The sequence below is a fragment of the Nonomuraea roseoviolacea subsp. carminata genome (genome assembly GCF_024172185.1).
Classification (GTDB): domain Bacteria; phylum Actinomycetota; class Actinomycetes; order Streptosporangiales; family Streptosporangiaceae; genus Nonomuraea; species Nonomuraea roseoviolacea.
Genome location: NZ_JAMZEC010000001.1, coordinates 5,664,291 through 5,690,739, shown reverse-complemented (window position 1 = coordinate 5,690,739; position 26,449 = coordinate 5,664,291). Strand labels below are relative to the sequence as shown.

General features: G+C 72.3%; 21 protein-coding genes. 6 read left to right on the top strand and 15 right to left on the bottom strand.

Features of this window, described 5'->3' with window-relative positions:
- Positions 1 to 397: 397 nt before the first annotated feature.
- The 4 genes from HD595_RS26385 (at position 398) to HD595_RS26370 (ending at position 7,782) form a co-directional block, all read left to right on the top strand.
- Positions 398 to 4,075, top strand: a complete 3,678-nt coding sequence (locus HD595_RS26385) for a DUF4082 domain-containing protein (protein WP_253773490.1) — start codon at positions 398 to 400, stop codon at positions 4,073 to 4,075.
- Between the two features lie 166 nt (positions 4,076 to 4,241).
- Complete coding sequence (locus tag HD595_RS26380) at positions 4,242 to 5,231, top strand: glycosyltransferase family 2 protein (RefSeq protein WP_253773488.1); 990 nt, start codon at positions 4,242 to 4,244, stop codon at positions 5,229 to 5,231.
- A 179-nt stretch (positions 5,232 to 5,410) separates the two neighbouring features.
- On the top strand, positions 5,411 to 6,790 hold the full coding sequence (locus HD595_RS26375) for a nucleotide sugar dehydrogenase (protein ID WP_308211372.1): 1,380 nt from the start codon (positions 5,411 to 5,413) through the stop codon (positions 6,788 to 6,790).
- A 5-nt stretch (positions 6,791 to 6,795) separates the two neighbouring features.
- Complete coding sequence (locus HD595_RS26370; protein WP_253773484.1) at positions 6,796 to 7,782, top strand: NAD-dependent epimerase/dehydratase family protein; 987 nt, start codon at positions 6,796 to 6,798, stop codon at positions 7,780 to 7,782.
- A gap of 63 nt (positions 7,783 to 7,845) precedes the next feature.
- Here the strand turns inward: HD595_RS26370 and HD595_RS26365 are convergent, their stop codons facing one another.
- From HD595_RS26365 to HD595_RS26355, 3 genes are all read right to left on the bottom strand, one after another.
- Positions 7,846 to 8,841, bottom strand: a complete 996-nt coding sequence (locus tag HD595_RS26365; protein WP_253773482.1) for a methyltransferase domain-containing protein — start codon at positions 8,839 to 8,841, stop codon at positions 7,846 to 7,848.
- Positions 8,838 to 9,833: a fatty acid desaturase family protein gene (locus HD595_RS26360; RefSeq protein ID WP_253773480.1), complete on the bottom strand. Its 996-nt coding sequence runs from the start codon at positions 9,831 to 9,833 to the stop codon at positions 8,838 to 8,840. Before HD595_RS26360 ends, HD595_RS26365 begins: the two co-directional genes overlap by 4 nt.
- A gap of 82 nt (positions 9,834 to 9,915) precedes the next feature.
- Positions 9,916 to 11,850, bottom strand: a complete 1,935-nt coding sequence (locus HD595_RS26355) for a DUF4082 domain-containing protein (protein ID WP_253773478.1) — start codon at positions 11,848 to 11,850, stop codon at positions 9,916 to 9,918.
- Positions 11,851 to 11,875: 25 nt separating this feature from the next.
- On the opposite strand from HD595_RS26355, the gene HD595_RS26350 reads away from it, so the two are divergent.
- Positions 11,876 to 12,043, top strand: a complete 168-nt coding sequence (locus HD595_RS26350; protein ID WP_253773476.1) for a hypothetical protein — start codon at positions 11,876 to 11,878, stop codon at positions 12,041 to 12,043.
- 62 nt (positions 12,044 to 12,105) lie between these two features.
- Here the strand turns inward: HD595_RS26350 and HD595_RS26345 are convergent, their stop codons facing one another.
- The 7 genes from HD595_RS26345 to HD595_RS26315 all read right to left on the bottom strand — a co-directional run bounded on the left by HD595_RS26345 (position 12,106) and on the right by HD595_RS26315 (position 18,648).
- Positions 12,106 to 12,819 (bottom strand): class I SAM-dependent methyltransferase, encoded by a 714-nt coding sequence (locus HD595_RS26345; protein WP_253773474.1) that lies wholly within the window; start codon positions 12,817 to 12,819, stop codon positions 12,106 to 12,108.
- 42 nt (positions 12,820 to 12,861) lie between these two features.
- Positions 12,862 to 13,929: a glucose-1-phosphate thymidylyltransferase gene (locus tag HD595_RS26340; RefSeq protein WP_253773472.1), complete on the bottom strand. Its 1,068-nt coding sequence runs from the start codon at positions 13,927 to 13,929 to the stop codon at positions 12,862 to 12,864.
- Positions 13,930 to 14,008: 79 nt separating this feature from the next.
- On the bottom strand, positions 14,009 to 14,521 hold the full coding sequence (locus HD595_RS26335) for a GtrA family protein (protein ID WP_253773470.1): 513 nt from the start codon (positions 14,519 to 14,521) through the stop codon (positions 14,009 to 14,011).
- A complete protein-coding gene (locus HD595_RS26330; protein WP_253773468.1) occupies positions 14,518 to 15,447 on the bottom strand; it encodes a GNAT family N-acetyltransferase in 930 nt (309 codons plus the stop codon). The genes HD595_RS26335 and HD595_RS26330 overlap by 4 nt, the downstream gene beginning before the upstream one ends.
- Complete coding sequence (gene rffA, locus HD595_RS26325) at positions 15,447 to 16,616, bottom strand: dTDP-4-amino-4,6-dideoxygalactose transaminase (RefSeq protein WP_253773466.1); 1,170 nt, start codon at positions 16,614 to 16,616, stop codon at positions 15,447 to 15,449. Before rffA ends, HD595_RS26330 begins: the two co-directional genes overlap by 1 nt.
- A gap of 147 nt (positions 16,617 to 16,763) precedes the next feature.
- On the bottom strand, positions 16,764 to 17,534 hold the full coding sequence (locus tag HD595_RS46085; RefSeq protein WP_301309602.1) for a hypothetical protein: 771 nt from the start codon (positions 17,532 to 17,534) through the stop codon (positions 16,764 to 16,766).
- A 58-nt stretch (positions 17,535 to 17,592) separates the two neighbouring features.
- Positions 17,593 to 18,648: an ice-binding family protein gene (locus tag HD595_RS26315; protein ID WP_253773464.1), complete on the bottom strand. Its 1,056-nt coding sequence runs from the start codon at positions 18,646 to 18,648 to the stop codon at positions 17,593 to 17,595.
- Positions 18,649 to 18,863: 215 nt separating this feature from the next.
- On the opposite strand from HD595_RS26315, the gene HD595_RS26310 reads away from it, so the two are divergent.
- The gene (locus HD595_RS26310; protein WP_253773462.1) at positions 18,864 to 20,123 is read left to right on the top strand and encodes a nucleotide sugar dehydrogenase; all 1,260 of its coding nucleotides are present in this window, start codon (positions 18,864 to 18,866) and stop codon (positions 20,121 to 20,123) included.
- Between the two features lie 60 nt (positions 20,124 to 20,183).
- On the opposite strand, the gene HD595_RS26305 is transcribed toward HD595_RS26310, so the two are convergent.
- From HD595_RS26305 to HD595_RS26285, 5 genes are all read right to left on the bottom strand, one after another.
- A complete protein-coding gene (locus HD595_RS26305) occupies positions 20,184 to 22,040 on the bottom strand; it encodes a hypothetical protein (RefSeq protein ID WP_253773460.1) in 1,857 nt (618 codons plus the stop codon).
- A 127-nt stretch (positions 22,041 to 22,167) separates the two neighbouring features.
- Entirely contained in the window at positions 22,168 to 23,442 is a 1,275-nt protein-coding gene (gene lat, locus HD595_RS26300; protein ID WP_253773458.1) for an L-lysine 6-transaminase, read from the bottom strand.
- A 75-nt stretch (positions 23,443 to 23,517) separates the two neighbouring features.
- Positions 23,518 to 24,051 (bottom strand): HdeD family acid-resistance protein, encoded by a 534-nt coding sequence (locus HD595_RS26295; RefSeq protein WP_253773456.1) that lies wholly within the window; start codon positions 24,049 to 24,051, stop codon positions 23,518 to 23,520.
- Positions 24,052 to 24,139: 88 nt separating this feature from the next.
- Complete coding sequence (trhA, locus tag HD595_RS26290) at positions 24,140 to 24,787, bottom strand: PAQR family membrane homeostasis protein TrhA (RefSeq protein WP_253773454.1); 648 nt, start codon at positions 24,785 to 24,787, stop codon at positions 24,140 to 24,142.
- A 94-nt stretch (positions 24,788 to 24,881) separates the two neighbouring features.
- The gene (locus HD595_RS26285; protein ID WP_253773452.1) at positions 24,882 to 26,414 is read right to left on the bottom strand and encodes a penicillin-binding transpeptidase domain-containing protein; all 1,533 of its coding nucleotides are present in this window, start codon (positions 26,412 to 26,414) and stop codon (positions 24,882 to 24,884) included.
- Positions 26,415 to 26,449 lie beyond the last annotated feature (35 nt).

The window sequence follows — 26,449 nt, the reverse complement described above, 5'->3', positions numbered from 1 at the left end:
GCGGCGGCTCGCCCTCGCGGGGCTCGGTCTGTGGCGGTCGCGGGACGCGCGGGCGGGGCGGGGCGGCGGCCATGCGCTCCAGCCTGGCCAACCGCTCCGTCCACCCGGCGGGCGAATGCCCCGGACGGGACCGTCTCCTTGCGACTGTTTTGCCGCGACCCCGGCACCGGCGCCACCTCGGGCACCGCTTTCCCGGCCTGACCGGAAAGCTTTACCGCAAAAACGGACGCATTACCGCAACCGATGTTTGTTTCCCGACACGCCCATCCCCTATCGAGTGCTGTCATTGTCCGCGTCGCGCGATCACTGCCCGATTTCATCCCTACTCTGCTTCGAGGTGCATACACATCGCCTTTGCTCCTGTTTTAGCTAGCAAACGGGTTCTTGGGAGTTCCGCATGCCGGACGGCAAGGAGAAGATCAGCTTGAGGCGGCGTCCGCCTCGCATGGCGCTGATCGTCCTCGGGGGTGTGGCCGTCCTGGCCGCCCTGCTCTGGACCGCCTGGGCGCTGACGCCCCTGCCCGGCGACACGGGGCCGCTCGACCCGCTGACCGCCCCCGTGTCGGTGGAGTCGCGCACCACCGTGCGGACCCCCGGCTCCACCGTCCAGCTCAACCAGGTACCGGACCACGTGGTACGGGCCGTCCTCGCCGCCGGGGCCGCGGCCCCCGCCCCGGAGCCGGGCGTGACCATGGAGGGGCTGGCGCGCGGCCTGTGGTTCGCCCTCACCGGGCGGAGCACCGGCGACTTCGCGATGAGCCAGCGGATGGCGGCCGGCCAGCACCCCGAGGACCACTCGTTCCCCCGCCGGCTCGGCGATCTCGCGGTGGCCGTCAAGGCCGGCCTGTCGCGCTCGCCGGAATGGGTGCTGGAGAGGTACCTCAACGTCCTCGACCTCGGCGGCGACGCCCGAGGGCTGCGAGCCGGGGCCCGGACGTTCTTCGGCAAGGACGTCCAGGACCTCAGCGTGTCCGAGGGCGCCTACCTGGCCGCCATGATCCGGCGCGCGGACCCGGCCGGTGACGCCGAACCCGCGCCGGTCGCGAACCCCCGCGCCCGCTGGCGCGCGGTGATCGACGACATGCGCCGCACAGGAGCGCTCACCCCGGCCCAGGCCGGCGTGCAGCGGTTCCCCTCCACGACGTCCGCCGCCCCGGCCGTCTCCCCACGCGCCGAAGGCGTCCGTCCCCGGGTCGTCCCGGCCGCCGCGCCGGCGCGCGGGGCGGCCACCTCGACGCCGGCCCTGCGCCCCGCGACCGCCGCGCCGGCAGGGGCCGATCCGCGCCAGAGAGCCCGGCGCGCCCGCGCCGACTGCCCGCCCACCTCGATCATCTGCATCGAGAACCAGCTCCCGGGCAACCCGCCCAGCGAGTGGGACGTGGTCGGCTCGGGCAGCTCCACCATCCAGGGCTATCCCACGACGATCAGCGTCAACCACGGGGAGACCATCGACTTCAAGGTGAACACCCCGGCGACGGACTACCGCCTCGACATCTACCGCTTCGGCTACTACAGCGGCATGGGCGCCCGGCTCATCACCACGATCCAGCCGTCCGCCGCGCTGCCGCAGAACCAGCCGGACTGCGCGAGCGACGCCACGACCGGGCTCGTCGACTGCGGCACCTGGGCGGTCTCGGCCTCCTGGACGGTGCCGGCCAGCGCCGTCACCGGCGTCTACGAGGCCAAACTGGTCCGCGAGGACGGCACGGAGGGCGAGAGCCAGATCCTCTTCGTCGTCCGCGACGACGCGCGCCAGTCGGAGCTGCTGTTCAAGACGTCCGACACGACCTGGCAGGCGTACAACCAGTACGGCGGCAACAGCCTGTACTTCGGCCAGCCCGCCAACAGGGCCTACAAGGTCAGCTACAACCGCCCGATCATCACCCGCGGCATCACCAACGGGAACGCCAACTACTTCTTCAACTCCGAGTACCCCATGGTCCGCTGGCTGGAGGCCAACGCCTACGACGTGGGCTACATCTCCAGCATCGACACCGCGACCAGGCCCGCCAGCCTGCTCAACCACAAGGCGCTGCTGTCCGTCGGACACGACGAGTACTGGTCCAAGGACATGCGCGACAATGTCACCGCGGCCCGCAACGGCGGCGTTAACATCGCCTTCTTCTCCGCCAACGAGGTGTTCTGGAAGACCCGATGGCAGAACAGCATCGACGGGTCGGACACCCCGTTCCGCACGATGACCTGCTACAAGGAGACGCTCGCCAACGCCAAGATCGACCCCAGCCCGCAGTGGACGGGGACCTGGCGCGACCCGCGCTTCTCGCCGCCCTCCGACGGCGGGCTGCCGGAGAACCAGCTGACCGGCACCCTGTTCGTCATCAACGGCATCGTCAACGACGCGATCCAGGTGCCCTCGGAGTACGCGCCCATGCGGCTGTGGCGCAACACCTCGATCGCGAGCCTGCAGCCGGGTCAGGTCGCGACGCTCTCCGCGGGCACGCTCGGCTTCGAGTGGGACAACCAGCCCGACAACAACTTCCAGCCGCCCGGTCTGGCGCGCTTCTCCAGCACCACGCTCAGCTACACCAACAAGTTCCTGCTCGACTACGGCAGCACCTACGGCGCCGGCACCGCCACGCACCACCTGACCCTCTACCGGCAGTCCGGAGGCGGCGGCATGATCTTCGGCGCGGGCACCATCCAGTGGACCTGGGGGCTCGACTCCGTGCACGACCGGGGCGGCAGCCCGACCGACGTCCGCATCCAGCAGGCGACGGTCAACCTCTTCGCGGACTTCGGCGCCCAGCCGGTGACGCTCCAGCCGGGCCTGGTCCCGGCGGTCCCGTCCACCGACACGTCGCCGCCGACGTCCACGCTGAGCACGCCGGCGAGCGGCGCGACGCTGATCACCGGAAAGACCGTCACGATCAGCGGCACGGCCTCCGACACCGGGGGCGGCGTCGTCGCGGGGGTCGAGGTGTCGACCGACAACGGCAGCACCTGGCAGGCGGCCACCGGTTTCGGTCCCTGGCAGTACACCTGGGTGCCGCAGACGGCCGGGAACACCACGATCCTCGTGCGGGCCGTCGACGACATCGGCAATCTGCAGACGACGACGGTCTCGCGGCCCGTCACGGTCGTCGGGAGCTGCCCGTGCAGCCTGTGGCCCTCGACGACCGTGCCCGCGACCGTCTCCTACTCCGACGCGCGCTCCGTCGAGCTCGGCGTGAAGTTCCAGGTCTCGCAGGAGGGCGCCGTCTCGGGCGTCCGGTTCTACAAGGGCTCGCAGAACACCGGGACCCACATCGGCAACCTGTGGAGCAGCACCGGCCAGCTCCTGGCGCGGGCGACGTTCGTCAACGAGACCGACAGCGGCTGGCAGGAGGTGAGGTTCGCCACGCCCGTGCAGGTGACGCCGGGCACCACCTACGTCGCCTCCTACCTGGCGCCCAACGGGCGCTACGCGCTCAACCTCGACTACTTCTCCTCGGCCCGGGTGAACGGCCCGCTGACGGCTCCCGCGAGCACCGCGAACAGCGGCAACGGCGTCTATCTCTACACCTCGACCAGCGCCTTCCCCACGAACACGTTCCGGATGAACAACTACTGGGTCGACGTGGTGTTCTCGCCGACGAGCCTGTTCTCCAGCACCTCGGTGCCCGCCGTGGTGACGGCCACCGACGACCGGCCGGTGGTGCTGGGCGTGCGCTTCCAGGCACTGGTACCGGGCAACATCCGGGGCATCCGCTTCTACAAGGGCCCGCAGAACACGGGCACGCACATCGGCACCCTCTGGTCCAACAGCGGCCAGCAGCTCGCCACCGCCACCTTCACCAACGAGACGGCGTCCGGGTGGCAACAGGTCTTGTTCAGCACGCCGGTCCACATCAACGCCAACACCAATTACGTAGCCTCATACAACACACAAACCGGGCATTTCTCTTACAACCAGAATTTCTTCACCACGCAGTTCAACAACCCGCCGCTCATCGCTCCGGTGAGCACCGCGGCCAGCGGCAACGGCGTCTACCGGTACACCACGTCGAACACCTTCCCGACCTCGTTCTACAAGGACAGCAACTACTGGGTCGACGTGGTCTTCGACGCCGACTGAGCCGGGACCGGGTAATACCGCACCAAGAAGAACGCAAGGGGCCACGTCCCGTGATGGCGGCCGTACCGGCCGTGTGATGCGATGACCGCCAGGAGCCCCCTGGCACAGAGGACCGTTCCGCGAAGGCGCGCCCACCGCGCGCCTTCGCCGCGATATCGGAGGATCCATGTCGGAGTCAGTGTCGGTGGTCATCCCGTGCTACCGGTCGGCGCGCACACTCCCGCTGCTGGTGCCCCGGGTCGTCTCCGTGCTGTGCGAGCTGGGCGTGCGCTACGAGGTGATCCTCGTCGTCGACGGCAGCCCGGACGACACCTGGGCCGCCGCCGCCGAGCTGGCCCGGCACGTGGAGGGCGTGCGCGCGATCCACCTGTCCCGCAACTACGGCCAGCACAACGCCCTGGTCGCGGGCATCAGGGAGGCCGGGTCGCAGGTGGTCGTCACGATGGACGACGACCTGCAGCACCTGCCCGAGCAGATCCCGAACCTGCTGGCGGCCCTGGAGGGCGACCGCCTCGACCTGGTCTACGGCGTGCCGCACGTGGAGGAGCACGGCTACCTGCGCAGCCTCGCCTCGCGCACGGTCAAGGCGTGCATGTCCGCCACGCTGGGCTTCCGCGGCGCCCGCAAGATCAGCGCGTTCCGCGCCTTCCGCACCCACCTGCGCGACGGGTTCGCCCAGCTCTCGGGCCCGCACGCGTCCATCGACGTGGCCCTGTCGTGGGCCACAACCCGGATCGGCTCCGTGTCGGTCCAGATGAGGCACCGCGAGCACGGCCGGTCCAACTACTCGCTGCCCCTGCTGGTGCGGCACACGGCGAACATGGTGCTCGGATACAGCGCGGCGCCGCTGCGCCTGGCCAGCTACCTCGGCTTCGCCGCCGGCGTGTTCGGCCTGCTGCTGGGCGGGGCGGTCCTGTGGCACTTCGCGACCGGCGGCACGACGGTGGCCGGGTTCACCACGATCGCCTCGATGGTCGCGCTGTTCTCGGCGGCGCAGCTCATCGCCATCGGCGTCCTCGGCGAATACGTCGGCCGTATTCACGGCAGCGGAATGGGCCACCCGACCTATGTGGTCCGGGAGCGGATCGGCTCGGGCGCCCCTCTCGCGCCGCCCCGCCGCAGCGACGCCGCGGGGCTCGGCGCGCGCAATCCGTGACCAAGTCATCGGCTCTCCACCAACCGGCCAAGCTATCGCCCGCGAACGCGCCCGGCGCGCGCCGCCGCGGCCCGCCCGAACAGGCACGGGTTAGAAACGGAAACAGGAAATCGGCCGACGTCATTTCGCATTCACGAGCCGATTGTCACAACGATCGGCCCCGAAATGCCACCGGCTCGGTGAAACACTCGTCGAATGGAGTGAGTGTGCGTTTCTTGCCCGCTCAGGAACACATCACGGCCGGAATAGTCGGCCTGGGATATGTCGGATCGTGTATAGCCGCGACCCTCGCCGACAACGGCGTCGGCGTGATCGGGGTGGATACCGACGCCACGCTCGTCGAGGAGCTGGCCGGCGGACACTGCCGCTTCAGCGAGGCGGGGCTGCCCGAGCTGGTCTCCCGCCTGGCCGGCACGGCGGCCTTCCAGGCCACCACGGAGTACGCGGCGCTCGCCGCGGCCGACGTGGTCATCGTCACGGTCGGCACGCCCATCCGCGACCAGGGCGTGCTGATGGACCTCCAGCTCCGCGGCGCCTGCGAGGAGCTGAGCAGGCACCTGCGCCCCGGCCAGCTCCTGATCTTCAAGAGCACCGTCCCCGCCGGGATGACCCGCGAGCTCGTCCTGCCCCTGCTGGAGCGCTCCGGCCTGACCTGCGGGACCGACTTCGGCCTGGCCTTCTGCCCCGAGCGGCTCTCGGAGGGCAACGCGCTGCGGGAGCTGCGCAGCTTCCCCATCGTGGTGGGCGGCTGGTGCGACGAGAGCGCCGACGCCGCCGCCGAGTTCTGGCGGCGCGCCCTGGGCGTCGAGATCATCCGCTGCGCGTCGCTGGAGACGGCCGAGATGGTCAAGCTGGCCGACAACTGGTGGATCGACCACAACATCGCGATGGCCAACGAGCTCGCCATGGTGTGCGCCACGGTCGGCGTGGACGTGCTCGACGTGATCGCCGCGGCCAACTCGATCAAGAAGGGCAGCGGCAGCGTCAACATCCTGCTGCCGAGCGTCGGCGTCGGCGGCTCGTGCCTCACCAAGGACCCGTGGATGGTGTGGCGCTCGGCCGGCGAGCGCGGCCTGGCGCTGCGCACGATCCCCGCGGCGCGGGAGGTCAACGACGGCATGCCGCGCTACACCTTCGGCCTCATCGTGGAGGAGCTGGCCAAGCTCGGCCGCGCGCCGGAGCAGGCGAAGGTCGCGGTGCTGGGCCTGGCGTTCAAGAACGACACCGGCGACCTGCGGGCCACGCCCACCCAGCCGGTCATCGCGGCGCTGCGCGAGGCCGGCGCCGAGGTCACGCTGCACGACCCGCTGGTGGACGAGGACGAGGCCGAGAAGACCTTCGGGCTGCGGCCGTGCGCCTCCGTCGAGGAGGCCGTGCGCGACGCCGACTGCCTGGCCGTGCTGGCCTGGCACCGGCCGTTCCGCGACCTGGACCTCACGTGGCTGCGCCGGCAGGTGGCCCCGTCGTGCGCGGTGATCGACGGGCGCGCCTACTACCCGCGCGAGACCATCGCCCGCCTGCGCGAGCTGGGCTTCGCCTACCGCGGGATCGGACGGTAGACGCCATGGCACGAGTGGTCGTCACGGGCGGCAGCGGATTCGTCGGAAGTCATCTGGTCGAGCGGCTCGTCGCCGAGGGCCACGAGACCACGGTCTTCGACCACGGCGCGCCGCCGCCCGGCCTGGTCTCCGGCCCGGACGCGCCCCGGTACGTCAGCGGCGACATCCGCGACCGCGCCCAGGTGTCCGCCGTCGTCGAGCCCGGCGTCGACGTCGTCTACCACCTCGCCGCGGTGGTGGGCGTCGACCGCTACCTCGACGAGCCGCTGGACGTCGTCGACATCAACCTCGGGGGCACCCGCAACGTCCTCGACCTGGCCGAGCGGGCCGGCGCCAAGGTCGTGCTGGCCAGCACGAGCGAGGTCTTCGGCAAGAACCCGGCGGTGCCCTGGGCGGAGGACGACGACCGGGTGCTCGGCAGCACGTCGGTCGACCGGTGGAGCTACTCCTCCAGCAAGGCGCTGGCCGAGCACCTGACGTTCGCCTTCGTCCGGCAGCGCGGCCTGCGCGCGACGATCGTGCGCTACTTCAACGTCTACGGCCCGCGCCAGCGGCCGGCGTTCGTCGTCAGCCGGACGGTCCACCGGGCGCTGCGCGGCCTGCCGCCGATCGTCTACGACGACGGGGGCCAGACCCGGTGCTTCACGTTCGTGGACGACGCCATCGACGCCACGCTGACGGCGGGCGCCGCCGACAAGGCCGACGGCGAGTGCTTCAACATCGGCAGCTCGGAGGAGACCACGGTCGGCGAGGTGGTGGAGCTCATCTGCGAGCTCACCGGGGGCGGGCCGGCGGCCGTGCCGCTCGACACCGGCGCCCGGCTCGGCGCGCGCTACCAGGACCTGCGCCGCAGGATCCCGGACACCCGCAAGGCGTACGAGGTGCTCGGCTGGCGGGCCACGACCGACCTGCGTGAGGGGCTGTCGCGGACCATCGCGTGGGCCCGGGCGAACCCGTGGTGGCTGGCGCAGGAGGACAGCGGCCAGTCCTGAGGCGCAGACGAAGGCGGGGACGGCACCGGAAGGCGCCGTCCCCGCGTTCGTCTGTCAGCGGCTTCAGCGGCGGGCGCTCCCCCGCGCCGGGACCAGCTCGACGAACATCTGGGAGGGCCGTCCCCCGAGCTGCTTCCTGGCCAGGTCGAAGGCGGCGAAGCCGGCGGCGAGGATCGGGAAGAGCGGGTGCCGGGTCATCGGGCGCTCGGCCGTGACCGTCACCCACCCGCGGCGGGCCAGCGCGGCCAGGATGCTGGTGCCCCAGAACGGGGCGCCCTGGGTGTAGGAGAAGCGGCTCACCCGGAAACCGCACGCGTGGGCGAGCCTGGTGAAGTTGCGCCGGTCGAACAGCACCCAGTGCCGCGGGCAGTGGTAGCCGCCCCAGTCGCGGTGCCGGAACAGGCGGGCGTCCATGCTGTCGGTGTTGGGCGTCTTGATCAGGATCACGCCCTGCGGCGTGAGGTGGCGGCCCAGCGTCCGCAGCACCTCGCCGGGGTCGCTCACGTGCTCGATCAGGTTGATCAGCAGGATGAGGTCGAAGCGCTCCTCGGTCGAGAAGTCCTCGACCCGGCCGCAGAAGAAGCGGTGTCCCCGCGCCACGGCCCGTTCCTGGGCGGCCGGGTCCAGGTCGACGACCTGGGTGAACGACACGCGGGCGTCGAGGCCGCGGATCACGTCGAGCTGCCAGCCGTCGCCCCCGCCGACGTCGAGCACCTTCAGCTCGCCGCCGGTCAGCCCCGACAGGATGCGCCGCAGGCGCAGCGCGTCCAGCCGGTCCTTCACGCGGTGGGCGAACGACTGCTCGTCGGAGGCGTAGGCGTAGTAGTTGGGCGGATAGATCTCGGCGAGCCGGTCGACCGGCATGGGGTCGAGGAAGAGGACCCCGCACCGCGCGCAGCGGTAGAACGCGAACTCCTCGTCGCTGCTGCGGTACTCGACGTCGCGGGCCGACGCCCAGGGGGCGGCGCCCGTCTCCTGGCACGCGGGGCACCTCGTACGGGTGCCGGTGTCCGCGGCGTCCGGCACCCGGCCGGGGACCATGTCGGTGTGTGCGTTCATATCCTGTCCAACTGCCGCCACGTGCGGAAATAGGTGGTCTGCCGCCGCTGGAGCAGCGGCGCGACGTCGGTGTCCATGAGGAAGCGCTCCACGTCCTTCAGCCGGGTGAAGGACACGCTCGGGTCCCAGTGGTGCAGCAGGTGCCGGTTGAAGCCCGCCGCGCCGAACACGGCCGCGAACAGCCCGTCGCCGAACAGCCGGTTGACCGGCCCGTGCGGGACGACGCTGTAGTCGGTGAGGTCGTCGGCGAACTCGCTGCGGTGCTCCAGCACCTGCCGGACGGTGTTGAGCAGCGGCAGGAACAGCAGTTGCCCCGTCGCCCAGGCGAGGGCGAGGACGACGGCGCCGGCCCACAGCGAGCAGACGACGATCGCGCCGTTGAAGAGCGCGGCGACGACGAACACGCCGTCGACGGAGCCGCTCCCGGCCTCCCCGTCCTGCGGCCGGGCCTTGCCGCGCACCACCTCGCGGTAGCCCTTCAGCGCCCGCACGAGCCGGACCCCGGTGAACCCCTCGACCAGGAAGCGCAGGTTGAGGGGCGCGAAGTAGCTGCGCTCGGGGTCACGGGTGGTGCCGAGGTAGCGGTGGTGCTCGAAGTGGACCTTGCGGTACGCCTTGACGTTCATGCCGACGAACAGCCCGACGAACGTGTTCGTCAGCCGGTCGCTGGTCTCGCGGTCGGGCGCCAGGTTGTAGTGCGCGCCCTCGTGCAGGTACGTCATGAGGTAGTGCAGCCAGAAGCCGATCAGCGCGCCCCCTGCGACGGCGAGCCCGGCCGAGGCGGCCCACCCCGCGTCGACGGCGCTTCCCACGGCGGCGACCAGCCCCGCGGACAGGGCGAGCGCGAGATGCCCGCCGAGCAGCGTCGCCCAGACCACGCTCCAGCGCGGCGTGAGGGAACGCCGGAAATCCACGTAACGCTTTCCCGAGGAATCGACCAGCGTGGAATGGCGTACTTTTCCGATGTCCAGAGCCTCGGCGTCCACCTGCACGGCGGTCCCCCTTCTGCTGAGCCTTCCGGAACTCTAACCAGCGGCTCGGCGATATCGGGGACCGCCGTGCGGGGGCGGCCGATTAACTGATGTCAAACAATACGTCAACCCAGTAATTCGTGGCCTGATAGGAGTTGGTGGGGAACGTGTTCGTCGCCGCGTATGCGTACACGCCGTTGGCTCCGGAGACGCCGCCGTCCTCGAGCGCGGTCAGCGGGTAATTGCGTTCCGCGTCGAAGAAGTCCTCCACCGTGTATGAGAAATGTCCCGATGAAGTGTAATAAGAGGCCACATAGGTGGTGTCGGCGGAGATGCTGACCGGCGACGAGAAATACGCCTGCTGCCAGCCGCTCGCGCTCTCACCCGAGAACGTCACGCTGGCGAGCTGCGTGCCGCCGGAGGTCCACAGGGTGCCGATGTGGGTGCCGGTGTTCTGCGACCCCTTGAAGAAGCGGATGCCCCGCACGACCCCCGCCGTGTCGGCGCGGAACTTGACGCCCAGCGTCACCGGGTTGGTGCCGGGCTCGTTGAACACGGCGGGGGTCGCCGTGTCCGTCCAGACGGTGTCCGAGCGCACGAACACCGGATCGACCCAGTAGTTGCTGGCCTGGAAGGTGCTCGTCGGGAACGCGTTCGCCGCGCCGTAGGTGTAGATGCCGTTGCGGGCCCCCGGCGCGCTGGCCGGGGCGGTCAGTGGCGGGCTGTTGCGATCGCTGTTGAAGTAGTTCTGCGTGTACGAGAAGTGTCCCGCGGAGGTGAAGTAGGAGGCGATGTAGACGACGCCGGCGTTGATCGGGACCGGGGTGGAGAAGTTCGCCTGCTGCCATCCCGAGGCGGTCTCGCCGGTGAAGGTCACGGTGGCCAGCTGCGTGCCGCCGGAGGTCCACAGGCTGCCGATGTGGGTGCCGGTGTTCTGCGACCCCTTGTAGAAGCGGATGCCCTGGACGAGCCCGGACGTGGAGGAGGCGAACCTGACCCCCAGCGTGACCGGGTCGGTGTCGGGGTGGTTGGCCACGGCTGGAGTCGCCGAGCTCGGCCACAGGGACTCGGTCACCGTGAGGTTCACGCCGGCTGAGGTGCTCGGGGCGAGGTAGACGAGCTCCTCGCCGTCGAAGGTCTCTCCGCCCAGGAAGACGGCCGTGATCCGGTGGTTGCCGCCGGGCAGCGTCGAGGTCTGGATCTGGGCGTCGCCGTTCACGTCGAGGGTGTCCGTACCGAGCAGCGTGCTCCCGTCCTTGAAGGCCACCTTCCCCTGTGGGGCCACCGGGCTGGACTGCGGAGTGACCTCGGCGGAGAGGGTGACCTGCTGCCCCTCGGCCGCGGAGCCGGTGGGCGACACGGTCAGCGACGTCTGTGTCGGCAGTTCCTCCGGCAGGGAGACGCGGGTGCGGGGCCCGGACGTGGTGCCCTGGAGCGTGACGTTGTTGGTCAGGGCGAAGACCCGGCCGGTGACCGCCGCGCCGGAGCTGACCGTGGCCGCGTTGTTGGCCAGCACGTTGCCGCGGAACGTCGAGTTCATGCCCAGGGTCGCCGTGCCGGTGATCTGGAAGAAGACGTTGTCCGTCCGGGCGCCGTTGACCAGGTTGATGTTGCTCACCGTGGCGGTGGTCAGCGTGGCCGCCCGGAAGATGAAGATCGCGTTCGGGTCGGTCTGCGCGTCCAGGGTGAGGGTGCCGTTGATCTGGAAGGTGGTGCCGGACTGCGGGACGAAGACGCCCGGCCCCTTGGTGGTGCCGCCGAGCTGCGCGGGCACGTTGTCGGTCACCCCGCGCCCCGCCGCGTTGTTGTAGGCGGCGACCGCGTCGGTCTTGGCCGAGGCGGCGGTGGCGTCGCCGGCGTGGATCGTGCCGATCACCTGGCCGGGCGGGAACCCCGACACCACGGTGCCCGGGCTGGTGCCCAGGTCGCCTGTGACGGTGGTGTTGTCGGTGTTGGCCACCGCGCCGCCCGCCAGGACCGCGAAGCCCGCCGAGCTCCCGAGCGGGATCAGCGGCGCGGCGACGGCCCTGTCAGGCATCACCGCGAGGAGACCCGTCGCGAGGATGGTCGAGAGGATCGCCGCCAGCGCGGTGCGGCGGGTGCCCGGCCGGCGCGCCGACGGCGCGCGGCGGGAGCGGGGACGGGCGAGCGGCGCCGGTGACGGCGAGCCGATCGGCCCTGGAGTGCGGTGCGACGGGGCGGGTGTCGCGGGGGTGCGCCCCTCCGGGTGAATCACACCCCTGTTGTACTGCAAATACTGCTCTGAGTAACTGAGCGGCTATGGAACGTCATGCTAACCGTGGGCCGGGCGGTGCGCCCGCACGATCAGCGACACCCCGGGGAGCGAGCGCACCGGCAGGTAGCGCTCGGCCGTGATCACGCCTCGGAGCCCCAGGTTCACCAGGTACGGCAGCTCCATGACGTCCGAGCCCGAGCTGCTCTTGCGATGGCGGGCGACCACGGGCCGCAGCAGCACGTTCCAGCTCCACATCCGGTCCAGGACGAGCCCCTGGCCGGCGAGCAGCGCGCGCAGGGTCGGCCGGGTGTACCTGCGGACGTGGCCGGAGGCGACGTCGTGCGCCGACCACAGCGCCATGTCGCACGGCACGGTGATCAGCGCCGTGCCGCCCGGACGGAGCACCCGGACGATCTCGGCGGCGGCGCGGCCGTCCTCCTCGATGTGCTCCAGCACGTCGAAGGCGCACACCAGGTCGAAGGCGTCGTCGGGCAGCGGCAGCTCCCGCGCGTCGGCGTGGATGGCCTTCAGGCCGCGCTCGCGGGCCAGCTCCACGGCGAGCTCGGAGTAGTCCGCGACCAGCGCGTCCCAGCCGTGCCGCACGAGCACCCGCGTGTTGCCGCCGCCGGCCGCGCCGATGTCCAGCGCCCGGCCGGGCGGCCCGTACCGGCGCAGCCTGCGCAGCTCGCGGGCGAGGATGGCGCGCCGCTCGCGGTACCACCAATGGTGGTCCTCCAGCTCGACCGTGCGGCGGATCTCCGTAGCCTCCATGACCTCTCCTCGATCGGGCCACGCGGTACGGTGGCCGTGCCGTCAGGCCCGCACCTGGACCTTGCTGTGGTCGCCCACCATGAGCTGGCAGGCGTTGGGCATGCCCTGTGCCCTGGTCACCTCGACGTTGCGCCCGATGAGCGAGTACGTGAGCCGGGAGATCCCCGTGATGGAGGAGTCCCGCAGCACGATCGCGTACTCCACCTCGCTGTCGCGGATCAGGCAGCTCTCGCCGATCGAGGTGTACGGCCCGACGTAGGAGTCGCGGATCACCGTGTTGGCGCCGATGACGGCGGGCCCGCGGATCACCGAGCCCTCCACCGACGCGCCGGGCTCGACGACGACGTTCCCGCTGATCTCCGAGGCGCCGTCCACGCTCCCCCGGATGTCGGGGCCGATCGCCTCCAGGACGATCCGGTTGCACTCCAGCATGTCCTGCAGCCGCCCGGTGTCCTTCCAGTAGCCGCTGACGAAGTGCGAGTGGACGCTGTAGCCGTGGTCGATGAGCCACTTGATGGCGTCGGTGATCTCCAGCTCGCCCCGCGCGGACGGCTCGATCGAGCGGACCGCCTCGTGGATGGCCGGGGAGAAGGTGTAGACGCCGACGATCGCGAGGTCGCTGCGCGGGTACGCGGGCTTCTCCTCCAGCCGCAGGATCTGCCCGTCGGGGCCGAGCTCGGCGACGCCGTAGAACTGCGGCTCGGCGACCTTGGTGAGCAGGATCTGGGCGTCGTGGCCGGCCGCGCCGAAGGCGTCCACCAGGTCGGCGATGCCGCCGATGAGGAAGTTGTCGCCCAGGTACATCACGAACGGCTCGTCGCCGAGGAAGTCGCGGGCGATGAGCACGCAGTGGGCCAGCCCGAGCGGCGCGTCCTGGGGGATGTAGGTCACCTCCAGCCCGAACCGGGAGCCGTCGCCGACGGCCTCGCGCACCTCCGCCCCCGTGTCGCCGACGACGATGCCGACCTCGGTGATCCCGGCCGCCCGGATGGCCTCCAGGCCGTAGAACAGGACCGGTTTGTTGGCGACCGGCACCAACTGCTTCGCCGACGTGTGGGTGAGCGGGCGCAGCCGCGTCCCCTTGCCCCCTGCCAGCACGAGCGCCTTCATCGCCGTGGAGTCCTTTCGCGACGAGCGCGTGGCCCGTGGTGATCGACCATGTCGGTCCCGAAGCTACGAACGGCCGGGATCACCGGGTCCTCGCCGCGCTGCGCTTTGGCCGAAGGTTGTGCGCCGGGTTGCCGGACCTTTCCCGGCCCCGCCGCGAGGATCCGCGCCGGCGGAACGTCCAGGCGCGGTGCAGCGCGTAGCTGCACGAGAACGTCAGGGTGATGATCAGCGCCTGGGCGGCCAGCACCGGCAGCCCGGCCAGCTCGACCAGGATCGGCAGCCCCACGAGGGAGGCCGACAGGATGCTCAGCCCGGCAGCGTAGAAGCGCAGGTAGCCGGCCAGCCAGCCGTGTCCCGCGCCGGGGAAGACGACCAGCCGGTACCACGGGTACACGATCACCACGGTGACGAGGTGGCTGGCCACCACCAGCAGCAGGTACGGCACCCGTCCCCCCGTGGCGGCCAGGGCCGCGGCGAGGATGCCGTAGTAGATGACGGCGGTCACGCCGCCCCCGGCCAGGTAGGCGAGCCGGTGCGCCATCCCCGGCCGGGCGGCCGGGCGGACGGCCGGCGGCCGGGTCAGGGCGTTCACGCGTCCACCGGGCGCGGCAGCGTCGTCCCGCCCGCTGAGCGCGGGGATGCCGCCCCGCCCGCTGGGCGCGGGAATGATGCCGCGCCCGCTGAGCGCGGCGGTGCCGTCCCGCCCGCTGACGGCAGGAGTGCCGTCCGCACCAGGTGGACGGTGACGTGCGCCTGCACCGGGACGAACCCGTACCGCGCCCAGGCCCGCTGCACCCGCGTGTTGTGACTCTGGGTGGAGATGACGACCTCGCCGCCGCCGCGGGCCAGGGCGTGGTCCTCGACGGCCTTGAGCAGGTGGCCGTACAGGCCGCGCCCCTGGGCGGCGGAGACCACCCCGGCGAGCAGGATCTCGGTGCGGGGCCCGCCGTCCTCCAGCGTGGCGATCCCCAGCACCCGCGCGCCGTCGTCGAGCGCCACGCAGCTCCCCTCGGCGGCGGAGCACGCCGCCCACTCCTGGTAGCCCGCCAGCGCGGCGGCCGGGTCGAGGAGCGGGTCGGCCAGGTAGTGGTTGCCGTACGCGGCGAAGATGTCGGCGACCAGCGCGCCGACGGCGTCCGGGTCGTGCAGCGGGCCGGTCCGCAGGCCGGGCGACGGCTCCGGCGGGCGGCCCCGGCCGGCGCTCAGGCGCCAGTACATCAGGCAGTCGGCGTAGATCGCGGTCCGGCCGAGACCGGTCAGCGCGGCGAACCAGCCGACGCGCTCGGCCGGGTAGCGCAGCACGATCACGTCGGCCGCCGACTCCAGAACGGCCTCGCGGACCGCGTCGAGAGTGTCGTCCGGGTCCGGCGCCTCCCCCTGGGCCGGCGCCGCCCCTGACCCGGCTGCTGACCCGGCGCCGACGGTCAGGCGCTCCACCGGGCGGCCGAAGCGGGCCGACTCCAGCGGTGAGGGCACCGCCCGGACGGCCCGCGCCTCGATCACGTCCTGCCAGGCCATCAGCGCGCCTCGCCTTTCCGGACGGCGTCTTCCCGGACGGTGAACTCCCGGACGGCGTCGATGACGTACGCCACGTCCTCCTCGCCGAGGCCGGCGTGGAGCGGCAGCCGCACGAGCCGGTCGGCGACCTGCTCGGTGACGGGGCAGCCGCCCGGCGCCGGCCGCCCGTACCGGATGCCGGCGGGCGCGTCGTGCAGCGGCTGGTAGTGGAACGGCGCCTGCACGCCCCGCGCGGCGAGGTGGGCGATGAACGCCTGGCGGCTGTCCAGGCCGGGGAGCATCAGGTAGTACAGGTGGGCCGGGTGCTCGCAGCCGTCCGGCACGGTCGGCCGGCCGACCCCGTTGGCCGCCGCCCAGCCGGCCAGGCCCTCGTGGTAGGCCCGCCACACCTCCAGGCGCCGGCGCTGGATGTCGCCGAACGCCTCGAACTGCCCGGTGAGCTGGGCGGCGAGCACGTCGGACGGCAGGTAGCTGGAGCCGATGTCGACCCAGCGGTACTTGTCGACCTGGCCGCGGAAGAACCGGCCCCGGTCGGTGCCCTTCTCGCGGACGATCTCGGCCCGCGCGGCCAGCTCGTCGTCGTTGACGAGCAGCGCCCCGCCCTCGCCGCACTGGACGTTCTTGGTCTCGTGGAAGCTCTGCGCGGCCATGTCGCCGAACGACCCGAGCGGCCGGCCCTGGTAGGAGCCGCCCAGGCCGTGCGCGTTGTCCTCGACGAGCGCGAGGCCGTAGCGGTCGGCGATCTTGCCGAGCTCCTCCATCGCGCAGGCGACGCCCGCGTAGTGGACGACGGCGATGGCCCGGGTCCGCTCGGTGACGGCCTCCTCGACGAGGCGTTCCTCGAGGTTCAGCGTGTCGGGCCGGCAGTCGGCGAAGACCGGGACGGCGCCGCGCAGCGCGTAGGCGTTGGCCGTGGACATGAAGGTGAACGACGGCACGATCACCTCGTCCCCGGGCCGCAGGTCGAGCAGCAGCGCCGACATCTCCAGGGCGTGGGTGCAGGAGGTGGTCAGCAGCGCGTGGCGGGCGCCGGTCAGCTCGCGCAGCAGCGCGCTCGCCCGGCGGGTGAACGGCCCGTCGCCGCAGGTCCGCCCGTTGCGGACGGCCTGCGCGACGTAGTCGAGCTCGCGCTCGCTGACGTACGGCCGGTTGAAGGGAACGGTTCTCACCGCGGTGGTGCTCACAGCCGCAGTGAAACCCGGCGCCGTCCCCGGGCAGGCGGCGCGCCACCGCGCGTGACGCACCCGTTGCGCAAGCCTTACCCGCGCCCGACCGGCCGCGGTTCGGACCACGGCACGGTCGGGCGAACGCTCGGGTCAGGCGGGCGGGGTGATCGCTCGGAAGTCGTCGCAGAAGGTGGTGCCCCAGGCCGGACCGGCGGGTGGCGGCGTGCCCTCGGTGAACCGGCAGGTCGTCTCGGCCACCCGGCCGTCCGCGGTGACCACGGTGACCAGCAGGGCGTCGAGCGGCACCGCCTCGGTCACCGAGACGCCGACCACGCCGTCCGGATAGTTGTCCACCTGGCTCAGGCTGTGCCACGGCGCGGCGCTGCGAGGGTCGCGGATCCAGGTGTCGCCGCCCCGGGCGTACCCCGCGAAGTTGGTGTCGAACGGCGGGAACGTGAGCGAGACGAGCGTCGTGTCGATGCCCGGGCCGTCGCCGCCCGCGGGCCCCACCGGGCCTCGCGGGCCCGTGGGCCCCTGGGGACCGCGCGGCCCCTGCGGCCCGGTCGCGCCGTCCTCGCCGGGCGCGCCCTCGTGCCCCGCCACGCCCTGCGGGCCGCGGGCGCCGCGGTGCCCGCGCGGTCCCGGCGGTCCGGGCGGGCCCGGCCACGCGCGCCCGCACCACCCGCGCCGGCACCCGCAGTGGTGCCTGCGGCAGCGCCCGTGCGCGGCGGAGCGGCCCGCCCTGAACGCCGATCCGGTGAGCGTGACCGCCGCGCCGGCCAGGGCCCCCGCCCTCCTCGCGGCGTTCGTCCCAGCCGCGGACGGGCCGGTGGCGGCCTGCGCGCCCGCCGGGGCCGGGCCGACGCCGGCCAGTCCCCAGGCGGCGCAGGCCATCGTCAGCACCAGCGCCGGCGTTCTCATCAGCGCCGGCGTTCTCATCCTGCGAAACACTGCACGGTCCCCCTGTGTCGGTCAGGTCCTATCGGCGGTTGAGCACCTGGTGCTCGATGGCGGGGGATTGGCTGGGCTGGAAGTAGACCCAGGCCTCGTTGACGGCGCTGCCCTCGTCCAGGTAGACGGCGCTCATCTGGTGCACGCCCCTGGTCAGCTCGTCGGTGGTGAACCGGGCGACGCCGTGGTCGTCCAGCAGGGCCGAGCCGATCACCGTGCCCCCGTCCTTGAAGATCACCTCGCCGCCGGCGTGGACGCCGTTGACCTCCCCGTCGACCACGGCCGTGAAGGTGACCGGCTCGCGCAGGCGGGAGGGGTTCGGGGCGGAGGTGAGGGTGGTGGACGTCGGCGGGCGGTCCGGCACCGAGATGAGCGTCCTGGGAGTGGCCCCGGTGCCCGCGATGCTGACGGACGTGTCGAGCGACACCGCCCGCCCGACCATCTGGACGCCCTCGTCCACGACGACCCCGTTCCGGGCGAGGATGTTGCCGCGGAATGTGGACAGCGTGCCCAGGCTGGCGGTGTTGGCGACTGCCCAGAAGATGTTCTCCTCCTGGGCGCCGTTGAGGACGTCGATGTTGCTGACCTCGGCGGTGTTCAGCGTCGTGTCGGCCTTGAAGATGAAGACCGCGTCGGGGTCGCCCTTGGCGTCCAGCTTGAGGGTCCCGTCGAGCACGAAGGCGCCGCTCCTGCTCTCGTACACGCCGGGCCCGAGGGTCCGGCCGCCGAGCTGCGCCGGGATGACGCCGTTGGCGGCCCGCCCCTGCGCCTCGTGGTAGGCGGATTCCACGTCGCCGCGGATCCGGGCCGCCTGCCCGTTGCCGCGGTAGATCCGGCCCAGCACCACACCCGGCGGGAAGCCGGTCACGACGCCGCCGGGGCTGACCGCGACGTCACCGGTGATGCGCGTCAGCTCCTCGTTGTTGACGGCGAGGCCCGCCATCACCGCGACGCCCAGCCCCTCGCCGAGGTCGATCGGCTCCTGGCGGGCATCCGCGCTCCAGGTGGAGGCGGTGAGCAGGCCCATGGCCAGCACGCCGGTCAACCCGACGGACAGCCATGAACGCGGCGAAAGATTGGCCATGCCCGCAAGTGTGGCGAGGAGATCATCGACGACCGGCGCGTACATCCCGCCTGGGCCATGTCCTTGCCAGTCCTTGCCTGTGGTGCGACCTTCGCCGTCCGCCCCCTGGCCGGCGCGCCGGCGACACGCCGGGCCTCGCGCCGAATCGGCGGTGCGAGATCACCTGACTCCTACAGTCAGGTGATATCTCATCTCGAAGTGACGGGGGTCCAGACATGGGAGAGAAACTCGTAGTCGTCGGCCAGGGATACGTCGGCCTGCCGCTGGCGATGCGGGCGGTCGAGGCCGGCTTCGACGTCGTGGGGATCGACGTCGACGAGTGGCGCGTCAAGCGGCTCAACGCCGGCGAGTCGTTCGTCGAGGACATCAGCGACGAGCAGGTGGCGGCCGCGCTGCGCTGCGGCCGCTACCTGGCCGGCACGGACTACGCCGCCGCCGAGGGCTTCGACGTGTGCGTGATCACGGTCCCGACCCCGCTGTCGGAGGGCGCCCCCGACCTCTGCCACATCGCGTCGGCCGGCCGCTCCATCGCCCCGCTGGTACGGCCGGGCGCCACGGTGGTCCTGGAGTCGACCACCTATCCCGGCACCACGGAGGAGTACCTCCTGCCGATCCTGGAGGAGGGCTCCGGCCTGCGCGCCCCGGAGGACTTCCTGCTGGGCTACAGCCCCGAGCGGATCGACCCGGGCAACGCCGTGTGGCGGCTGGAGAACACGCCGAAGGTCGTCTCGGGCATCGACGCGGCCTCGCTGAAGCGGATCCAGGGCTTCTACCAGCGGGTCGTGGACCGGGTCGTGCCGGTGTCCTCGCTCCAGGTCGCCGAGCTGTGCAAGCTGCTGGAGAACACGTTCCGGCACGTCAACATCGCACTGGTCAACGAGCTGGCGATCTTCGCCGAGCAGCTCGGCATCGACGTCTGGGAGGCCATCGACGCCGCCTCGACCAAGCCGTTCGGCTTCATGCGCTTCACGCCGGGCCCGGGCGTCGGCGGCCACTGCCTGCCGATCGACCCGTCGTACCTGTCGTGGAAGGTCAAGCGCAGCCTCGGGCACAACTTCCGGTTCGTGGAGCTGGCCAACGACATCAACGACCACATGCCGGACCGGGTCGTCCACCGGCTCATGCTGGCGCTCAACCAGCGCGGCAAGGCGCTCAACGGCAGCCGGGTGGTCGTGCTCGGGCTCGCGTACAAGAAGAACGCCGGCGACTGCCGCGAGTCCCCGGCCATCGACGTGGTCAAGTCGCTGCACAAGCTGGGCGCCCGCGTGCGGGCCGCCGACCCGCACGTGACCGACTGCCGGTTGCCCGCGGGCATCGAGATCGTCGAGGCGACGCGCCGGGAGCTGGCCGAGGCCGACGCGGTCCTGGTGCTCACCGACCACGACCAGTTCGACTTCGAGCTGGTGCAGGAGGTCAGCCCGTACGTCTTCGACACCCGCAACCGCTGCCGCGGCCCCAACGTCGAGGTGCTGTGACCTGACGCGCGCGAAGGCCCTCCGGCCGGTGGCCGGAGGGCCTTCGCCATGTCCGGGGTCTCACGTCCCCGCGGCGGGACCGCTCACCTCCCCGGGACCGGCCGGCTGCGCCGGGGCGGTCACGGCGGGGGACGCGACCGGCAGCGCCCGGCCGAGCCAGGCGGCCGGCGTGCCCGCCGCCGTCACGAGGAGGAGCGTCAGCGCGAGGACGCGGGCCCGTGGCTGGCCGGTCGCCGCCAGCAGCGCCCCCGCCGCGAGCACCACGCCGGCCAGCGTGAGGTACGGCAGGTACAGGGCGAGCTCCCCGGCCCCCGGCCGCAGCGGCACGTGCACGGCGAAGACCCAGCGGACGGCGCAGGCCGCCGCCACCCCGGCCAGCACCGCGCACAGCCCGGCCGGGAACGTGACGTGCGCCCTGCGCGCCACGCAGCCGAGCCCGTGGACGGCGGCCATCGCGAGGTACGGGCAGGCGGCCTGGAGGTAGTCGCCCTGGGCGAGGTGCGGGTCGCCGAGCAGCAGCACCGCGCCGAGCCCGGCCGCGCCCATGCCGAGCGCCAGCACGACCGGCGGGCGCCCCAGCAGCCGGGGCCGCCGGACCAGCCCGAGCACGCCGCTCCAGGTGATCGCCCCGCACAGCAGGCCCAGCGCGGCGACGCCGGCCAGCGACGCCGTCGGCGCCTCGGCCGTGTCCGCGGCGCCGGTCAGCCCGGCCCAGGACGCCCGCGCGAACTCCAGCGGCCGGACGGCCGTCCCCTGCCAGGCGTCGCCGAGGAGCGCCGCCTGCGCCGCGAGCGCGCACGCCGTCAGCCCGAGCGCGGCGACGGCGCGGCGGGGCGGCGCCAGCCACTTGACCGTCTCGACCACCACGACGGCCAGCAGCCCGGCGGCCAGCAGCGGCACGTACACGGCCTTGGCGCCGGCCAGCGCGGCGAGCAGCACGGCGAAGACCAGCCACGCGCCGCGCCCCGGCGGCCGGTCGCCGAACAGGTCGAGCAGCAGCACCACGAGCGGCGCGAACAGCAGCGCGCCGAAGGTCTGCGCGGGCGTGGCCCACTCCTGCGGCGGGGTCCAGGCGAGGACGCCCGCGGCGTCCCCCGTGTACAGGACGGGCGCCGCCACGAACACCGCGGCGGCCAGCGCGGCCAGCGCCTGGCGGCGGGAGCCGGTGAAGCGGCGGCCCGCCATGGCGAGCAGCACGACCAGGGCGGCCAGCATGGGCGGCGCGGCCAGCCGGAGGAGCAGCACGGACGGCGCGACGCCGGTGATCCAGCTCGCGGCGGCCAGGTGGGCGTGGACGAACCAGTCGTGGCCGAAGGGCCCGCCGTCCGGCCCGTGGCTCATGAGCCGGGCCACCATGTCGAGGTGGGGCAGGGCGGCGGCCGGCGGCAGGGCGACCGGGTGGTCGGCGAAGTAGCCGGTCCCGATCCACAGGGTCAGGCAGATCACGCCAAGCGCGAGGCACCATGACCACCACAGCGGGGCGCGGGCCCGGCGCGTCCGCCGGCAGTGGGCGCGCAGCCGCGGCACGGCGGCGAAGATCGCGTACGTGCCCATCGGCCAGGCGGCCACGAGCAGCGGCATCCCCGTCGCGCGCGCGGGCAGGTAGCAGAGGATCTCCGCCGCGTAGCCGAGGGCCAGGCCCAGGGCCAGCTCCTCGGGCAGGGTGTGCGGGCGGCGGTAGAGGACGCGCACCCAGAGCACGCCGGGCAGGGTGAGGCCGAGACCGGCGTAGACGGTGAAGACGGCCAGGTCGGCGAAGGCGACGCCGTGATAACCGAGGACCGCCCCGACGCATCCGGTCACGGCCAGCGCCGGCAACCAGCCGGCGGGCCGCAGCGGGGGCGGGGCGGCGGAGCCCTCCGTTAGGGGCTCGGCGGCGAGGGGTGCGGTACGCGGGAACGGTGGAGCTTCGGCCATGCCGGAAAGCCTGGCGACGTCCCGGCCTCCCCGATGCCGGAAAGCCCGCCCGCGGCGATGTTCTTGCCAAGGCTTGGCGGTTTCGGGGAGCGCCGGGAACGCCGGGTCGTCACGCGGGGGTCGTGCGTCAGGTGTCCAGTGCCGCCGCGATCGCGCGCAGGCCGTGGTCCAGCTCGTCCTCGGTGATGTTGAGCGCCGGGCGCAGCCGTACCGAACGCGGCCCGCACGGCAGCACCAGCACCCCCTGCTCCTCGCGCAACCGGGTCACGAGGGCGTCCCTGCTCTCCCGGTCCGGCAGGTCGAAGGCGCACATCAGGCCGCGCCCGCGCACACTGGACACCACCTCGGGCCGCTCGGCCTGCAGCTTGGTCAGGCGCTCCACCACCAGCGCGCCCAGCCGCCCGGCCCGCGGGATCAGGCCGTCCCGCTCGATGATCTCCAGCAGGGCGCGGGAGCGGACCATGTCCACCAGTCCCCCGCCCCAGGTGGAGTTGATCCGGCCGCTGACCTGGAAGACGTTGTCCGGCACCAGGTCCACCCTGCGGCCCGCCATGATGCCGCCCACCTGCACCTTCTTGGCGAAGGCCACGATGTCCGGCGCGAGGCCGAGCTGCTGGTAGGCCCACGGCGTCCCGGTGGTGCCGCCGCCGGTCTGCACCTCGTCCAGCACGAACAGCGCGTCGTGCTCGTGGCACAGGCGCTGCATGGCCTGCAGGAACTCGGGGCGCATGTGGTTGTCGCCGCCCTCGCCCTGGATCGGCTCGGCGATGAAGCAGGCGATGTCGTGCGGATGCCGCTCGAAGGCGGTCCGCGCCTGTCCCAGCGCCCGCGCCTCGGCCGCCTCGACGTCGCCGAGGTGGACGGCCGGGACGTCGACGCGGGGCCAGCCGAACTTCGGGAAGCGGTCGGTCTTGCCCGGCTCGGTGTTGGTCAGGCTGAGGGTGTAGCCGCTGCGGCCGTGGAAGGCCCGGGTCAGGTGGAGCACCCGGGTGCCGAGGTCGGGAGAGCGGCCGGCGGCCTCGTTGCGGCGGCTCTTCCAGTCGAAGGCGGTCTTCAGCGCGTTCTCGACGGCGAGCGCGCCGCCCTCCACGAAGAACAGGTGGGGCAGCTCGGGGTCGCCGAGCACGCGCATGAAGGTCTCGACGAAGTCGGCGAGCTGCTCGGTGTACATGTCGGGGTTGGCCGGCTTGTTGCGCGCGACCCGGCCGAGCAGCTCGGCGCTGCCGGCGTCGAACGGCGGGTTCACGCCCAGCGGCGCGGAGGCGAAGAAGGTGTAGAAGTCCAGGTACCGGCGTCCGTCGCGCGCGTCCACGAGCCAGGACCCCTGGCTGCGGTCGAGGTCGAGCACGAGATGGTAGCCGTCGACGAGTAGATGGCGGGCGAGACGGGCGTGTACGTCCATGGCTCCTCCACGACGAAGCGACAGGGACATACTTGCCCGCCCCTACCCCCATTCATCCGGAAAATTTCTGGATATCTACGCCGTTGCCGGAAGTTTCTTCACCCGGAACGAGAGGACGATCATCGTGATGCCGTAGATGATGGCGAAGATGCCGAGCAGCCAGACGAGCGTGAGCAGTCCGGCCCCCGGCCAGACCAGCAGCAGGATGCCGAAGATCACCGACAGCGCGCCGCCGATGATGAGCATCCACTCGTTCTCGATGACCTTGCGCATCTGGATTCCCGCCACGATCTCCGAGACGCCGCTGAAGATGGCCCAGAACGCCACGACGTAGAGCAGGGCCAGCGACGTGATGCCGGGCCACACGAAGGCCACGATGCCGGCCAGCACGCCGAGGACGCCGGAGATGATGAGCCAGGCCCGTGACGTCGCGTTGTGCCGGACGCCCGCGACGATCGAGAAGATGCCGTTCACGAGCGCGTAGGCGCCGAAGAAGATCACCAGCACCAGCAGCGTGATGGCGGGCCAGATGAGCGCGAGGATGCCGAAGATGACGGCCACAATGCCCCGAATGAGGATGAGCCACCAGATGCGCGCGAGTTGGTCCATATTGGTGTGATCTCCAGATGGATCCCCAGAGCAGACCACGGTCGGGTCAAAAGTCGGCGATCGACCGACCCGCCCGGGTCGCGCGGGGTCACAGGTGGGAGTAGACCACGATCGAGACCGCGACGTACTGCACCAGGTAGGCGGCGATGGTGCAGGCGTGGAAGACCTCGTGGAAGCCGAACCAGCGGGGCGACGGGTCGGGGCGGCGCAGGCCGTACACGATCGCGCCGGCGCTGTAGAGGAGGCCGCCGACGGCGACCAGCACCACGGCGGCCACCCCCGCGCCCTCCAGGAGCTGTGGCATCACGAAGATCGCCGTCCAGCCGAGGGCGAGGTAGAGGACGGTGTAGAGCCAGCGCGGCGCGCCGATCCAGCACACCCGGAACACCACGCCGGCCAGCGCGCCGCCCCAGATGACCGACAGCACGGCGATCCGCGCCGCGCCGCCGAGCGCGAGCAGCGCGAACGGCGTGTAGGTGCCCGCGATGATCAGGTAGATGTTGGCGTGGTCGAAGCGGCGCAGCACCTCGGCCAGGCGCGGCCCGAGCGTGCCGCGATGGTAGGTGGCCGAGACCCCGAACAGCAGGCCCGAGGTGATGGCGTAGATAGCGGAGGCCAGGCGCGCCTGGAGGGTGGGGCCGAGGGCCACGAGCACGAAGCCGGCGACCAGCGTCACGGGGAGGGCTCCGGTATGCAACCAGCCACGCAGTCGGGGCTTCACGGCGACGGTCGTCATGAAACCTACGGTACCGTAAGTTATCGGCCTTCCCGGCTCACAGACCGTTGCTCGCAGACCGTTGCTCGCAGACCGTTGCTCGCAGACCGTTGGCTCACAGGCCGTTGAGGAAGCGGGCGGCGATCGGCAGCGCCGCCGTCCGGCCCGCTCCCCCGTGCCGGACGAAGACGCAGAACGCCAGGTCGTCGCGGTAGCCGATGAACCAGCCGTGGTCGGCGCCGTCCGGCGTCTCGGCCGTCCCCGTCTTGCCCGCCACCCCCGCCGGGAGGCCCGCCTGGCTCGCCGTCCCGTGGTCCACGACGGCCGCCATCATGCCGCGCAGCGCCTCGACGACCCCCTCGTCCAGCGCGACCGGCTCCGGCTGCGGACCGTCGACGCGCCGCGCCTCCTTCTCGGGCAGCAGGCGCGGCGGGCGCCAGGTGCCGCTCTGCACCGCGGCGGCGACCGCGGCCATGCAGAGCGGGGTGGCCTGCACGGTGCCCTGTCCGATGGCGTCGGCCCCCAGCATGTCCTCGTCCTCCGGCTCCTCCATCGTGCCGCAGGTGCCGCCGACGCCCGTGGGCAGCGCGTGGCCGAATCCCCACTCCCCCGCCGTGGTCCGCAGCTCGCCCGGGCCGAGGCGGGTGGTGGCCTGCTCGACGAACGTGGTGTTGCACGACAGGGCGAAGGCGTCGGCGAAGGTGACGGCGCCGTGGTCCTGCAGGCCCGCGTTCTGGAAGGAGCGGTGGAAGGGGATCTGGTAGTCGCCCGGGCAGGGCAGCTCGGCCGCCGGGTCGAGCCCGCCGCCGAGCAGGGCCGCCGCGGTGATCGTCTTGAACGTCGAGCCGGGCGGGTACAGGGTGTCGAAGGCGCTCTGGCCGTCGGCCAGACGGTCGGCCACCGCCAGCACCTCGCCGCTGCTCGGCCGCAGCGCGACCACCGCCGCGTCCGCCACGCCGTCCAGCGCGCGGGCCGCCGCCGCCTGCACCGGCCGGGACAGGGTGGTCCGCTGCGTCTTCGGGGCGGTCGCCTTCGTCAGCAGCCGCTGCTCCGGCTTCCCGGGCGCGGTGGCCACCAGCGCCCGGCCTCCTCCGGTCGTCGCGAACTCCGGCGCGAGCCGGTCGAGGTAGGCGCCGGCGTAGCTGTCGTGCGGGATCCGGTCGCCCTCGCTGGTCAGCATCTCCGCCTTCGCGTCCGGCAGGTCCACGATCTCCAGCTCGCCGCCGGCGGCGAGCAGCGGGTGCAGCGTCTCGGGGCCCCACAGCACCTTCCACACCTTGTCCCGTACGGCCAGGCGCAGCGTGCCCGTGAACGGCCAGGCCCCGAATTCGCGCAGCGTGCGCACCCCCGTGAACGGCACCTCGGCGGTCCCCTCCCCCGTGCTCTTGACCGCCCCGGGCCGCAGCTCGATCTTCTCGACGTCCAGGTCCCTGGTGAGGGCCAGGTGGCGGGAGACGAAGTCGGCCGGCGGCTGGTAGACCAGGCGGGCCATGCCGCGCACGTCCCCCTCACGCCAGGCCCGGAAGTAGGACTCGGCCGTCTGCCCGGCGCTGCCCCGCACCCGGCCGGCCGCCGCGACCGCGAAGCCGTACGCACCCAATACCGCCAGAACCGCGACGACGAGCACGATCAGCCTTCTTCGTCGCATACGGTGTTCTCCCAGGGAGGCAGCAACGTGGCACG